Source organism: Actinophytocola sp., assembly GCF_050699915.1.
Classification (GTDB): Bacteria; Actinomycetota; Actinomycetes; order Mycobacteriales; family Pseudonocardiaceae; genus Actinophytocola.
The window spans coordinates 1-12507 of the sequence record NZ_JBOHGA010000191.1 but is presented as its reverse complement, the minus strand read 5'-3'; the positions used below and the strand labels follow the sequence as shown (position 1 = coordinate 12507).

Genomic DNA, 12507 nt, shown 5'->3' with positions numbered 1-12507 from the left:
TTGCGGTCGGTCGCGGCGGCCGCGGCGCGGTCGGCGGGCGACGACCCGGCGTCGCTGCCCGCTCCGGGCGCGCCCGGACTGGACCTGCTGGCGCAGGAGCACGACCGGCATCACCGAGAAGAGGTGCGTCTCTTTGCGAGCTGACCACACCCACACCCACCCCGTGAGCTTCGACCCCACACACAGCGACCCCGACCCGCACGTGCCCGACCCGCACGGTGGCCGTCCACTGCGGATCGGCGTCGGCGGCCCGGTCGGCAGCGGCAAGACCGCGCTCGTGGCGGCGCTCTGCCGGACGCTGGCCGACCTCGAGGTCGCGGTGGTGACGAACGACATCTACACCACCGAGGACGCGGACTTCCTCCGCCGCGCGGGGGTGCTGGACTCGGCACGGATCGAGGCGGTGCAGACGGGGTGTTGTCCGCACACGGCCATCCGGGACGACATCACGGCGAACCTGGACGCGGTGGACCGGCTGGCCGGCCGCTACCCCGCGCTGGACCTGGTGGTCATCGAGAGCGGCGGCGACAACCTGACCGCGGTGTTCTCCCGCGGCCTGGTCGACCGGCAGATCTTCGTGGTGGACGTGGCCGGTGGCGACAAGGTCCCGCGCAAGGGCGGCCCGGGCGTGACGACCGCCGACCTGCTGGTGATCAACAAGACCGACCTGGCGCCGCTGGTGGGCGCCGACCTGGCCGTCATGTCCGGTGACGCCGACCGGATCCGCCGCGGCCTGCCGGTCGTACTGCAGTCCCTTGTGGACACGCCGGAGGCGCCGGCCGTCGCGGCGTGGGTGCGCGCGCAGCTGTGAGGGCCGAGGCGCTGTTGGCGGTCGAGCACACCGACGGCCGGGACGTGGTCCGCGTACTGCGCTGCGCCGCGCCGCTTACCCTGGTCCCGGCGCGGCGGCGGACCGGTCCGGCGCTGGTGCACCTGGTGAGCTCGGCGGCCACCCCGCTCGGCGGCGACGAGCTCGCCCTGACCGTCCACGTGGGACCGTGCGCCGCGTTGGAGCTGCGGGGCATCGCCGCCACGGTCGCGCTGCCCGGCCCGCACGGCGCCCCGAGCCGCTCGGTGGTCCGCCTGCACCTGGCCGCCGGCTCGACCACCACCTACCTGCCAGAGCCGTCGGTGATCACCGCCCGCGCCCGGCACACCGCCGAACTGCACGCCGACCTCGCCGCGGACGCGTGCCTGCGGGTGCGGGAGGTCCTGGTCCTCGGTCGCACCGGCGAGCGCCCGGGCACCCTGGTCACGACGACGAACGTCACCCGCGCCGGGCGTCCGGTGCTGCGCCAACAGCTGACGGTGGGCGACCCGGCGCTGGACGCGAGCACCGCCCATCTGGCCGGCAAACGAGTCCTCGCCACCGACCTCCACCTCGACGACCGCACCTGCGAGCCGGCGAGCGGCGAGTGGTGGTCGCGCACCTCGCTGGCCGCGGGCGGCACCCTGACCACTGCCCTGGCCGACGACGCCGTGACCGCCCTGCGCCACCTCGACGCCGCACGGTCGGCTTCCTGACGGGAGGTCGAGTCGCCCAGCGCGGTCAGCAGTTGCTCGTCGCCGGCCTCTCGGCGAAGCGGTTGCCCAGCCAGGTCATCGCGGCCGGGCCGCCGACGGCGACGCCCAGGATGTGTTCCGCCAGCGGGATCTCCTGCCACCGCACCGACGCGCCGAGCCCGCACCACTGCGCCCGCAGCTGCCGGCCGACCGTCGCCGGGATCAGCTCGTCGACCGTGCCGTGGTACAGGTAGACCGGCGCGGCCGGCGCCCGGGTGCCGGCACGGTTCTCCCCGAGGCGGGCCTGCCAACGCGGGTCGGCGAGTGGGTCCGACACCGTCACGAAGTCGCTCAGGCGGCGCAGCGGCGCGATCGTCGCGAGCTCCACCGTGCACGCCTTCGCCACCCGCGGCACGGTCGCCCGGCCGGTGTCGTTGAGGATCTCCTCGAACGGGACCTCCGGGTACGCCGCCGAGTAGCCGACCGCCGCGCCCAGCACGAGCGAGAAGCCCACGTTGCCGTCGTTGAACCGGGCCACCTCGGCCAGGTCGGCCGGCACGCCGCCGGTCGCGACCCCGACCAGGTTCAGCTCCGGCGCGTACGACGGCGCCAGCTCGCCCGCGAACGACGTCGCCTGACCGCCCTGCGAGTAGCCGAACAGGCCGACCGGCCCGGATGCCGACAGGCCCGCACCCGGCACGCGTGCCGCCGCACGTGCCGCGTCGAGCACCGCGTGTCCCTCGGACACGCCGACCGCGTACGTGTGCTGCCCGGGCGTGCCGAGTCCCTCGTAGTCGGTGAGCACGACCGCCCACCCGGCGAGCAGGGCCTGGCTGATCAGGGCGATCTCGTTCTCGGTCCCGGTCCGCAGCTTGTAGGACGGCGCACACGAGTCGCCGAGTCCGTGGGTGCCGACCGCGTAGCTCACGAGCGGCCGCGGCCCGCGCGTCCACGGCGTCGGCGGCACCAGGAGCGTGCCGGAGACGGCGTTGGCCGCCCCGGTCGCGGAGGTTGACCGGTACAGAATCTGCCAAGCCTTCACCGGCATCGGGAACGGCGTCAGGGGCTCGGCGTACACGTTCACCCGTCGGTGTCGGACGACGTCACCGGGTACCCCCGGTGGAAGCGGGTTCGGTGGGGTGTAAAACGGATCGTCGGAAGGTGCGGGAACTCCCAACGGGGCTGCGGAAGGCTGAGCCGGCACGGCGAACGACACCGTGATGACGACCAGCAAACTCGAGAGCACTCTGACGAGTGACCGTGGGAAGATTCGCATATTCGACGACCTCACGTGGTTGCCATCACAGTGGTAATCCTGATTTTCAGAAGCTAGACCACCTGGGCGAGACTGTCCAGTTGGAGAATTCCCGGCTCGGCGACAGCTGAGGAGAAGTCCGATGGGGCAGGGCGGTCAGAGCCGCACGTACCGGGGCGTCGACACCGAGCAGCGGCGCGCCGAGCGGCGGGAGCGGCTGCTCGAGGCGGCGCTGGACGAGTTCACCACGCACGGCTACCACAAGACCAAGATCGCGGACCTCTGCGCGCGGGCCGGGGTGTCGACGCGGAACTTCTACGAGAAGTTCGCCAGCAAGGAGGCCTTGCTGCTCGAGCTGCACGCGCACATCAACACCGAGGCGATGAAGCGCATGCTGCCGGTGCTGGACTCGCTCGCCGGCGCCGAGCCGCTGACCCGGATCACCACGCTGCTGGACGCCTTCGTCTCGGCCGTCACGTCCGACCCGCGCTACCCGCGGCTGAACTACGTCGAGGCGCCGGGCATCAGCCAGGCCATGGAGCTCCAGCACCGCGACTGGTTCACCCGGTACACGGACTTCATCGAGGCCGAGTGCAACCGCGCGGCGGAGTCCGGGCTCGCCCCCAAGCGGGACTACCACCTGACCGCGATCGCGCTCGTCGGCGCGGTGACCGGGATCCTGCGCGAGTGGCAGGCGCACCAGCCGCCGCTGCCCGTCGAGGCCGTGGCGAGCGAGATCCGCGCGGTGTTCCTGGCGGCCATCACTCGTCCGGCGTAGTTACCGCCGGGCGGGATCGATTCGGGTGGGGGTTCTCACCCGGCGCGTGGTTTCCGTACGGGCTAATTACCCGTACCTTCGACGGATGAGGGCTTTCCGGCGATCGGCGGCAAGGCCCTCACTTGATCTGCGGAGTGTTAGGTAATCCCTACGCAGCTAGGAGATCCGAGGATGACGGACGCCGAGATCGCGGCCAGCAGCATCGCGGTACAACTGCCGAAGATGCGGGTCTCCTACGAAGAGGGCACGCTGAGCGAGACCGAGCTGGCCCCGACTTGGCACGAGCAGCTGCAGCTGTGGCTGGACGACGCGATCCGCGCCAGCGCCCCGGAGCCCAACGCGATGGTCCTGGCCACCGCGAACGCCGACGGGCTGCCCGCCTCGCGGACTGTGTTGTGCAAGGGCCTCGACGACCGCGGCGTCGTCTTCTACACGAACTACACCTCCGCGAAGAGCCACGACCTGGCGGCCACCCGCTACGCGTCGGCGACGTTCCCCTGGTACTCCCTGCACCGGCAGGCGACCGTGCGCGGCGTGGTGGAGAAGGTGAGCCCGGCCGAGACGAAGACCTACTGGGCCAGCCGGCCGCGCGGCTCGCAGCTCGGCGCCTGGGCGTCCCCGCAGTCCATTGTGGTTAGTGGCCGCTCGGCGCTGGAGAACGCGCTCGCGAACGTGCAACGCCGCTTCGCCGACGCCGACGAGGTGCCGGTGCCGCCGCACTGGGGTGGGTGGCGCATCCGTCCCGAGGTGGTCGAGTTCTGGCAGGGCCGGCGCGACCGCATGCACGACCGCCTGCAGTTCAAGCTCAAGCGCGACGCCTGGCAGGTCGAGCGCCTCGGCCCGTAGGCCGTACTTGCTGGCCTCCGGCCCCCGGACACCAGCCTAGCGAGCACCACCGACGATTTCGGCCGCCCGGCGCCGGCCCCTGTGGACAACTCGGGACTCGCGGGGCCCCCCGCTTTCCAGCTTATCGGCGGCTATCGACAGTTTGGGCGCGCAGCGGTCGGGCTGTGGACAACCCGGCCGGCGTGGCGATATTCACGCGCCGGTGAGTCGTTAGCCGGGCTAAGCTCCCGGCGTGGGGGTCGGGACGCGGGGTCGGTTGAGGCGGATCGCCATCGACACGCGGCCGTTGAAGCGGCCGGCCTTCCGGCGGCTCTGGGCCTCCACCGCGATCACCGCCGTCGGTAGCCAGTTCACCGTCGTCGCGGTGCCCAAGCAGGTCTTCGACATCACGGGATCCTCCGCCTACGTGGGGCTGACCGGACTCTTCGGGCTCGTGCCGCTGCTGATCTTCGGCCTCTGGGGCGGCGCGATCGCCGACGCGTTCGACCGGCGCACCGTGATCATCGTCAGCAACGTCGGCATCGCCGGCACGTCGGTGGCCTTCTGGGTCCAGGCGGCGGTCGGCCAGACGAACGTGTGGCTCGTCCTCGGCCTGCTCGCCGTCCAGCAGGCGTTCGTCGCCATCAACCTGCCCACCCGCACCGCCGCGGTCGCCCGGCTGGTGCCACTCGACCTGCTCCCGTCGGCCACCGCGCTGACCTCGACCGTCGGCTCGTTCGGGATGATCTTCGGACCACTGCTCGCGGGCGCGCTGATGCCGGTCGCCGGCCTGCCGATCCTCTACCTCCTCGACAGCGTCGCCCTCGTCGCGGCCACGCTCATGATCCTCAGGATTCCCCGGATGCCGCCGCTAGACGGGGTCCGCCGCCGTGCCGGGCTCAGGGACATCGTCGACGGGTTCCGCTACCTCGCCGCCAAGAACGTCCTGCTCGCGAGCTACCTGCTCGACATCATCGCGATGGTCGCCGGCATGCCGCGCGCCCTCTTCCCGGAGATGGCCGAGCGCACGTTCGGCGACCCACCCGGCGGCGGCCTCGCCCTCGGTTGGCTGTACGCCGCCATCCCGATCGGCGCCATGCTCTTCGGGCTCGCCTCCGGCTGGCTCGGCAACATCCGCCGGCACGGCGTCGGCACCACTGTCGCCATCTGCGCCTGGGGGCTCGCCGTGATCGGGTTCGGGCTGGCGGACGCACTCTGGCTAGCCGTCCTCTTCCTGGCCCTGGGCGGTGCCGCGGACATGGTCAGCATGGTCTACCGCAGCGCGATCCTGCAGTCCGCGGCCACCGACGAGATGCGCGGACGCATGCAGGGCGTCTTCATCGTCGTCGTCGCGGGTGGGCCGCGCATCGCCGACCTCGTGCACGGCTGGACGGCGGCGGGCGTCGGCACCGCGACCGCGGCCACCGGCGGGGGCGTGCTCGTGATCGTCCTGACGGTCGTCGCGGTGGCCTGCCTGCCCGCGTTCTGGCGTTACCGTGCGGAGACCGGGTAGACCGGATAGTTAGTGAAACCTTGACTTGTTGATCTGGTCATCCCGGTCATGATCGGGCATGCTGACTGGTCATGGTGACCGAGAACACAGCTCCAGCCGAAGAGTCGTCTCCCTCGCTCAAGCGAGTCATGGGCCCGAGACTCCTCTTCTTCTTCGTCATCGGGGACATCCTCGGCACCGGCGTCTACGCGCTGACCGGCAGCGTCGCCGGGAAGGTCGGCGGCGCGCTGTGGCTGCCGTTCCTCGCGGCGTTCATCGTCGCGTTCCTCACCGCGTTCGCCTACCTGGAACTGGTCGGCAAGTACCCACGTGCCGCCGGCGCGGCGCTGTACACCAACCGGGCGTACCGCAAACCGTTCCTGACGTTCCTGGTCGCCTTCGCGGTGATGTGCTCGGGCATCACGTCGGCGTCGGCCGCGGCCCGCGCGTTCGGCGGCACCTACCTGCCGGCCGCCTTCGACGTCGAGTTCTCCGACACGACCATCGCGCTCGTCGCGGTCCTGTTCATCGTGGCGCTGGCCGTGATCAACTTCGCCGGCGTGTCCCACTCGGTGAAGGCCAACGTGGTGCTGACCTGCATCGAGCTCCTCGGCCTGGCGATCATCATCGGGGTCGGCATCTACGCGGTCGGCGGTGGCGAAGGCGAGCCGAGCCGGCTCACCGAGATCAACACCTCGGACACCAGCTGGCTGCTCGCCATCACGGCGGCCACCTCGCTCGCGTTCTTCGCCATGGTGGGTTTCGAGGACTCGGTCAACATGTCCGAGGAATGCCGCGAGCCCGCGAAGATCTTCCCCAAGGCGCTGCTGGGCGGCATGGCCACCGCCGCGGTGATCTACGTGCTGGTGGCCATCACGTCCTCGCTGCTGGTCGCCGCGAGCGACCTCGCAGGCGCCGAGTCCGGCGCACTGCTGCTGGTGATCGACGTCGGCGCGCCCGGCTTCCCGCGCTGGATCTTCGAGTGGATCGGCGTGTTCGCGGTCATCAACTCCGCACTGATCAACATGCTGATGGCCAGCCGCCTGCTGTACGGCATGGCCAACGAGCGCATCCTGCCGCGGATCTTCGGCACCGTGCACCCGTTCCGCCGCACGCCGTGGGTGTCGATCCTGGTCACCAGCGGCATCGCCGCCGTCCTCGTCGCGTCCGCCGGGACCGACGGGGTCGGCAAGCTGGGCGGCACGACCGCGCTGCTGCTGCTGTGCGTGTTCGCCGTGGTGAACTCCGCGGTGCTGGTGCTGCGCCGGGAGCCGGTGGAGCACACCCACTTCCGCGCCCCCACCTGGGCCCCGGTCCTCGCCGGCATCCTGTGCCTGTGGCTCGCGATCCCGGTCCTGTCCGGCCGCCCGGCCAGCGACTACTACATCGCGCTGATCCTGCTCGGCATCGGCGTCGTGCTGTGGTTCGTCAACTGGCTGTACCTGCGCAGCAAGGGCGAGCAGGTCAAGGAGGTCGACCCGACGGCGCTGCGGGACTGAGCCGGACAATAGGGTCTCTTCGCATGAGACCTACCGGGGAGCAACTGGAGATCGCGAGCGGCGACCAACGAGCGGTGGTCACCGAGGTCGGCGCTTCGCTGCGGGCCTTCGAGGTGGCTGGCGTGCCGTACGTGGAGACGTTCGGCGCGGACGACAAGCCGCCGCTGGGTGCCGGCGCGGTGCTCGTGCCGTGGCCCAACCGGGTCGGCGGCGCGACGTGGTCGCACGCCGGGATGCGCCAGCAGCTCGAGGTGACCGAGCCCGTCCGCGGCAACGCGATCCACGGCCTGGTGCGGCACGAGGAGTGGACGGTCGCGGAGCGGAGCGACGCGGCGGTCACGCTCACGGTCGAGGTCGGCGAGCTGCAGGGCTGGCCGTTCCCCTTCCGCACGACGGTCCGCTACGCGCTCGAGGACGGCGGCCTGACCGTCACCCACACCGTGCACAACACCGGCAACGAGGAGATGCCCTTCGGTGTCGGCACGCACCCCTACCCTCGACCCGGCGAGATCGACGTCGACGACTGCGAGCTCACGCTCGCCGCGGGCAGCGTGCTGCCGGTCGATCCGGAGACCATGGTGCCGATCGGCAAGCCGCAGTCGCTGGACGGCACGGAGCTCGACTTCCGCACCGGCCGGCCGCTGCGCGAGGTGGAGCTGGACACCGCGTTCGGCGACTGCCAGCCCGGCGACGACGGTCTCGTGCGGCACTCGGTCACCAGGGACGGGGTCGGCGTCGAGGTGTGGGCGGACGCCAGTTTCGGCTGGGTACAGGTGTTCACGCCCGGCGAGTTCCCCGGCAAGGGCGCCCGCGCGGTGGCCATCGAGCCGATGACCTGCCCGCCGGACGCGCTGAACTCCGGCACCGACCTGATCATCGTGGCGCCCGGCGACACGTGGTCCGGCAAGTGGGGAATCCGCCCGCTGCACGGGTAGGTTGCTGCGCTGTGAGTACAGCAGTCACGGGTGGTTATGTCGTTCCGGTCGACGGTGACCCGATCGAGGGTGGCACCGTTCTGGTGGCGGACGGGCGGATCGTCGCCGTCGGCCCGGAGGCCGATGTGGACATTCCGGACGACGCGGAGATCGTGGACGCCGCCGGCACCTGGGTACTGCCCGGCTTCGTCGAGTCGCACGGGCACGTCGGTGTGATCGAGGCGGCCGAGGGCTGGGCGGGCATCGACGTCAACGAGATGACCGACCCGAACGGCGCCCGGCTGCGCGCGCTGGACGGCATCAACCCCGACGACGAGGGCTTCCGGGACGCGCTCTCCGGCGGCGTGACCACGGTCGTCGTCAAACCCGGGTCCGGCAACCCGATCGGCGGGCGCACCGTCGCGGTGAAGTCGTGGGGACGCACGGTCGACGACATGCTGGTGCGCGAGCCGGTCAGCGTGAAGAGCGCGCTCGGCGAGAACCCGAAGCGGATCTACGGCGAGAAGGACAAGCTGCCCACGACCCGGCTCGGCGTCGCCGCGGTGATCCGGGACGCCTTCGTCAAGGCGCAGGACTACCGCGAGGCGCGGGAATGGGCGATCCGCGAGGGCAAGCCGTTCGAGCGCGACAACACGATGGAGGTCCTCGGCCGGGTCCTCGACGGCGACCTGCCGTGGTGTCAGCACAGCCACCGCGCGGACGACATCGCGACGGCGATCCGGCTGTCCGAGGAGTTCGGCTACCGGCTCATCCTCAACCACGGCACCGAGGGCCACCTGCTCGCGGACACGTTGGCGGACAAGGACATCCCGGTCATCATCGGTCCGCTCATCGTCGAGCGGTCCAAAGTGGAGGTTCGACGCCGGCACCTGCGCAACCCGGGCATCCTGGCGCGGGCCGGCGTGCGGATCGCGCTCACGACCGACCACCCGGTCGTGCCGATCGAGTTCCTGGTGCACCAGGCGACCTTCGCGGTCAAGGAGGGCCTGGACACCGAGACCGCGATCCGGTCGATCACCGTGAACCCCGCGCGGATCATGGGGATCGACGACCGGGTCGGCGCACTGAAGGCCGGACTGGACGCGGACATCGTGCTGTGGTCGGGCGACCCGCTGGACGTGATGAGCCGCGCGGTGCGGGTGTTCGTCGAGGGCCGCGAGGTCTACCACTTCGACGAGCACACCGGCTTCGGCGTCACGGCCAACCCGTACTACCAGGAATAAGGGCCTCACCTAGGGGTCGTTCCGGATGTCCGGCGCCGCCCCGGCGGCCTACCGTCGGCTCGTGAAAGCGATCGTGCAGGACCGGTACGGATCGCCGGACGTCCTCGCGCTGCGAGACGTCGAGCGACCGGAGCCGGCGGACGGCGAGGTTCTGGTGCGCGTGCACGCCGCGGCGGTGAACGCGTACGACTGGCACTTCATGCGGGGCGACCCGTACCTGGCGCGCCTGGGGATGGGGTTCGGGGGACCGAAGCAGAAGGTCCGCGGTCGCGACTTCGCGGGCCGCGTGGAGGCGGTCGGCAAGGAGGTGCGGGACGTCGCGCCGGGTGACGAGGTGTACGGCGACGTCGACGGGGCGTTCGCCGAGTACGTGTGCGTGTCCGCGGACCTCGTCGAGCGCAAGCCGGCGAACCTCTCGTTCGAGCAGGCGGCCGCGGTGCCGCTGGCGGCCCGCACCGCGCTCAAGGGCCTGCGCGACGTCGCCGGAGTGCGGTCGGGGCAGCACGTGCTGGTCAACGGTGCATCGGGTGGCGTCGGCACGTTCGCGGTGCAGCTCGCGAAGGCCATGGGCGCGGAGGTCACCGCGGTGTGCCGCACCCGCAACGTCGACCTGGTCGCCGGGCTCGGCGCGGACCACGTGGTGGACTACACGAAGACCGACTTCACCCGCGCCGGCGTCCGCTACGACGTCGTGTTCGACCTGGTCGGCAACCACTCGCTGGCCGCGCTGCGGCGGACGCTCACGGCCACCGGGACGCTGCTGCTCTCCGGCGGCGGGGTCTCGCGGGGCGGCAGCCTGTTCGGCCCGATGGGGCTGATGATCCGCGCCCAGGTGGTGGCGAGGTTCGTGCGCGGGCAGCGGATCGTCGTCCTGCAGACCGAGCCGAAGAAGGAGCTGCTCGTGGCGCTGCGGGAGCTCGCCGAGGCCGGGAAGATCACCCCGGTCGTCGACCGCACGTACAAGCTCGCCGAGGTCCCGGAGGCGATCCGCTACGTCGAGACGGAGCACGCCCGCGCGAAGGTCGTGATCACCCTCGTTTAGATGCCTGGAAGGACCCCTTCAGGACGTTCAACGTCCGGAAGGCGTCCTTCCAGGCCGCTAGGCCTTGCGGAGCTCCCGGGCGATCAGCATGCGCTGGATCTGGTTGGTGCCCTCGAAGATCTGCGGCACCTTGGCCTCGCGCATGTACCGCTCGACGGGGAAGTCCCGCGTGTAGCCTGCGCCGCCGAGGACCTGCACGGCGTCGGTGGTGACTCGCATCGCCGCGTCCGTGGCGATCAGCTTCGCGATCGACGCCTGGCGGGTGAACGGCAGCCCGCGGTCGCGCCGGCGGGCTGCCTCCAGGTAGGTCGCGCGGGCGGACTCGACCGCGGCGGCCATGTCGGCGAGCAGGAACTCCATGCCCTGGAACTCGATGATCGGCCGGCCGAACTGCGAGCGGCCCTTGGCGTAGGCGACCGCCTCGTCGAGTGCGGCCTGCGCGAGGCCGACCGAGCACGCGGCGATGCCGAGCCGGCCGGACGAGAGCGCGGTCAGCGCGATCTTGAGTCCCTCGCCCTCCGCGCCGAGCAGCCGGTCCGCCGGCACCCGCGCGTTCTCGAAGAGCATCTGCGTGGTGGTCGAGCCGGTCAGGCCCATCTTGCGCTCGGGCGGCGCCGCGGACAGGCCCGGCGTGGCGGCGTCGACCAGCAGGCAGCTGATCCCGCGCCGGCCGTCGGGGGAGGTGCGCACCATCGTGGAGTAGAAGTCCGCGTGCCCGCCGTGGGTGATCCACGCCTTCACGCCGTTGACGACGTAGTCCTCGCCCGAGCGCTCGGCCTTCGTGGCGATCGCCGCCGCGTCCGAGCCGGCCTGCAGCTCCGAGAGCGCGTACGCGCCGAGCAGCTCGCCGCCGAGCAGGTCGGCGAGCCAGCGCTCCCGCTGGGCGTCGGTGCCGAACTCGGCCAGCGCGAAGCACGACATCACGTGTACCGACAGCCCCACGCCCATCGACATCCAGGCGGTCGCGATCTCCTCGAGCACCTGCAGGTACACCTCGTAGGGCAGCCCGCCGCCGCCCCACTGCTCCGGGTAGGGCAGCCCGAGCAGCCCGCTGCGGCCGAGCAGCCGGAACTGCTCGCGCGGGAACCGCTCCTCCTCCTCGTACCGCGACGCGAGGGGCGCCAGCTCGTCCCTGGCGATCTCCCTCGTCAGCTTGATGAGATCCTCGGCGTCACGGTCGGGCAACAGCCGCTCGGCGGGCATTCGACTTCCTCCGCGGGTCAGATGCTCGGACGCCCTTTAGTATGACGCCCTACTATCGGGTAACCATCGTGGGCGTGAACGTGAGGTGGCGCATGCTCTGTGTGGGCGGCGAGGCGCTCGTCGACCTCGTGCCGGCCCCGGCCACCGGCCCCGGCGAGCTCGGCCCGCTGCTGCCCCTGCTCGGCGGCGGCCCGTACAACGTCGCCGTCACGCTCGGCCGGCTCGGTGCGCCCGTGCGGTTCCTCTCCCGGCTGTCGACCGACACGTTCGGCGACGCCCTGCTGAACCGGCTCCGGCTGTCCGGAGTGGACACTTCGCTCGTGCGGCGGGGCGACGAGCCGACCACCCTGGCCGTCGCCGGCATCGGGCCGGACGGCTCGGCCCGCTTCTCGTTCCACGTGGAGGGCACGGCCGACCGGCTCGTCGCCGACCCCGGCGAACTGCCCGCCGACGTCACCACACTCTCGCTCGGCACGCTGTCGCTGCTGCTCGAGCCGGGCGCCACGACGTACGAGACGTTGCTGCGCCGCCATTCCGCACGCGGCGGGCTCGTCGTCCTCGACCCGAACATCCGCCCGCCGATGGTGGGGGACCCGGCGGCGTTCCGTGCGCGGTTCGCCTCCTGGCTGCCGGACATCGGCGTGCTCAAAATGTCCGTCGAGGACGCCGCGTGGCTGGCCGACTCCGCGGCCGACCCGGTCGGCGCGGCGCGCGACTGGCTCGCGAAGGGCCCGGCCGCCGCGGTCCTCACC

Annotated in this window: 12 protein-coding genes and 1 pseudogene; 11 read left to right on the top strand and 2 right to left on the bottom strand. The window is 71.6% G+C overall.

Translation table 11 applies throughout. The features are described 5' to 3' along the window. The 3 genes and pseudogenes from ACRDSK_RS26165 to ACRDSK_RS26155 form a co-directional block, all read left to right on the top strand. Positions 1–144 (top strand): annotated as a pseudogene (locus ACRDSK_RS26165) (urease accessory protein UreF); the annotation flags it as partial. Then, positions 110–811, top strand: a complete 702-nt coding sequence (gene ureG, locus ACRDSK_RS26160) for an urease accessory protein UreG (protein ID WP_431443938.1) — start codon at positions 110–112, stop codon at positions 809–811. The pseudogene ACRDSK_RS26165 and the gene ureG, both read left to right, overlap by 35 nt. After that, positions 808–1524 (top strand): urease accessory protein UreD, encoded by a 717-nt coding sequence (locus ACRDSK_RS26155; RefSeq protein WP_431443936.1) that lies wholly within the window; start codon positions 808–810, stop codon positions 1522–1524. Before ureG ends, ACRDSK_RS26155 begins: the two co-directional genes overlap by 4 nt. Positions 1525–1549: 25 nt before the next feature. Here ACRDSK_RS26155 and ACRDSK_RS26150 read toward each other — a convergent pair whose 3' ends face one another. Beyond that, a complete protein-coding gene (locus ACRDSK_RS26150) occupies positions 1550–2551 on the bottom strand; it encodes a lipase family protein (RefSeq protein ID WP_431443937.1) in 1002 nt (333 codons plus the stop codon). Positions 2552–2900: 349 nt separating this feature from the next. On the opposite strand from ACRDSK_RS26150, the gene ACRDSK_RS26145 reads away from it, so the two are divergent. The 7 genes from ACRDSK_RS26145 to ACRDSK_RS26115 all read left to right on the top strand — a co-directional run bounded on the left by ACRDSK_RS26145 (position 2901) and on the right by ACRDSK_RS26115 (position 10552). Then, on the top strand, positions 2901–3536 hold the full coding sequence (locus tag ACRDSK_RS26145) for a TetR/AcrR family transcriptional regulator (protein WP_431443935.1): 636 nt from the start codon (positions 2901–2903) through the stop codon (positions 3534–3536). 171 nt (positions 3537–3707) lie between these two features. Beyond that, positions 3708–4382 carry a pyridoxamine 5'-phosphate oxidase gene (pdxH, locus tag ACRDSK_RS26140; protein WP_431443934.1) on the top strand — a complete coding sequence of 225 codons (675 nt, stop codon included), beginning with the start codon at positions 3708–3710 and terminating at the stop codon, positions 4380–4382. Between the two features lie 232 nt (positions 4383–4614). Continuing rightward, positions 4615–5874, top strand: a complete 1260-nt coding sequence (locus ACRDSK_RS26135; RefSeq protein ID WP_431443932.1) for an MFS transporter — start codon at positions 4615–4617, stop codon at positions 5872–5874. A 128-nt stretch (positions 5875–6002) separates the two neighbouring features. Next, positions 6003–7352, top strand: a complete 1350-nt coding sequence (locus ACRDSK_RS26130) for an APC family permease (protein WP_431443931.1) — start codon at positions 6003–6005, stop codon at positions 7350–7352. A gap of 23 nt (positions 7353–7375) precedes the next feature. After that, positions 7376–8287 (top strand): aldose 1-epimerase family protein, encoded by a 912-nt coding sequence (locus ACRDSK_RS26125; protein ID WP_431443930.1) that lies wholly within the window; start codon positions 7376–7378, stop codon positions 8285–8287. An 11-nt stretch (positions 8288–8298) separates the two neighbouring features. Next, positions 8299–9510, top strand: coding sequence for an amidohydrolase (locus ACRDSK_RS26120; protein ID WP_431443929.1), 1212 nt, complete (start codon positions 8299–8301; stop codon positions 9508–9510). A gap of 61 nt (positions 9511–9571) precedes the next feature. Then, on the top strand, positions 9572–10552 hold the full coding sequence (locus tag ACRDSK_RS26115) for an NAD(P)-dependent alcohol dehydrogenase (protein WP_431443928.1): 981 nt from the start codon (positions 9572–9574) through the stop codon (positions 10550–10552). Between the two features lie 57 nt (positions 10553–10609). Here ACRDSK_RS26115 and ACRDSK_RS26110 read toward each other — a convergent pair whose 3' ends face one another. Further along, positions 10610–11755 (bottom strand): acyl-CoA dehydrogenase family protein, encoded by a 1146-nt coding sequence (locus tag ACRDSK_RS26110; protein WP_431443927.1) that lies wholly within the window; start codon positions 11753–11755, stop codon positions 10610–10612. A 92-nt stretch (positions 11756–11847) separates the two neighbouring features. Between ACRDSK_RS26110 and ACRDSK_RS26105 the strand changes: the two genes are divergently transcribed. Next, a partial coding sequence (locus ACRDSK_RS26105) for a PfkB family carbohydrate kinase (protein WP_431443926.1) occupies positions 11848–12507 on the top strand: 660 nt, incomplete at its 3' end.

Coding starts and splice junctions, on each gene's coding strand:
- ACRDSK_RS26110 (WP_431443927.1), bottom strand. CDS start 11,755: ATGCCCGCCGAGCGGCTGTTGCCCGACCGTGACGCCGAGGATCTCATC.
- ACRDSK_RS26150 (WP_431443937.1), bottom strand. CDS start 2,551: ATGCCGGTGAAGGCTTGGCAGATTCTGTACCGGTCAACCTCCGCGACC.
- ACRDSK_RS26130 (WP_431443931.1), top strand. CDS start 6,003: ATGGGCCCGAGACTCCTCTTCTTCTTCGTCATCGGGGACATCCTCGGC.
- pdxH (WP_431443934.1), top strand. CDS start 3,708: ATGACGGACGCCGAGATCGCGGCCAGCAGCATCGCGGTACAACTGCCG.
- ACRDSK_RS26125 (WP_431443930.1), top strand. CDS start 7,376: ATGAGACCTACCGGGGAGCAACTGGAGATCGCGAGCGGCGACCAACGA.
- ACRDSK_RS26145 (WP_431443935.1), top strand. CDS start 2,901: ATGGGGCAGGGCGGTCAGAGCCGCACGTACCGGGGCGTCGACACCGAG.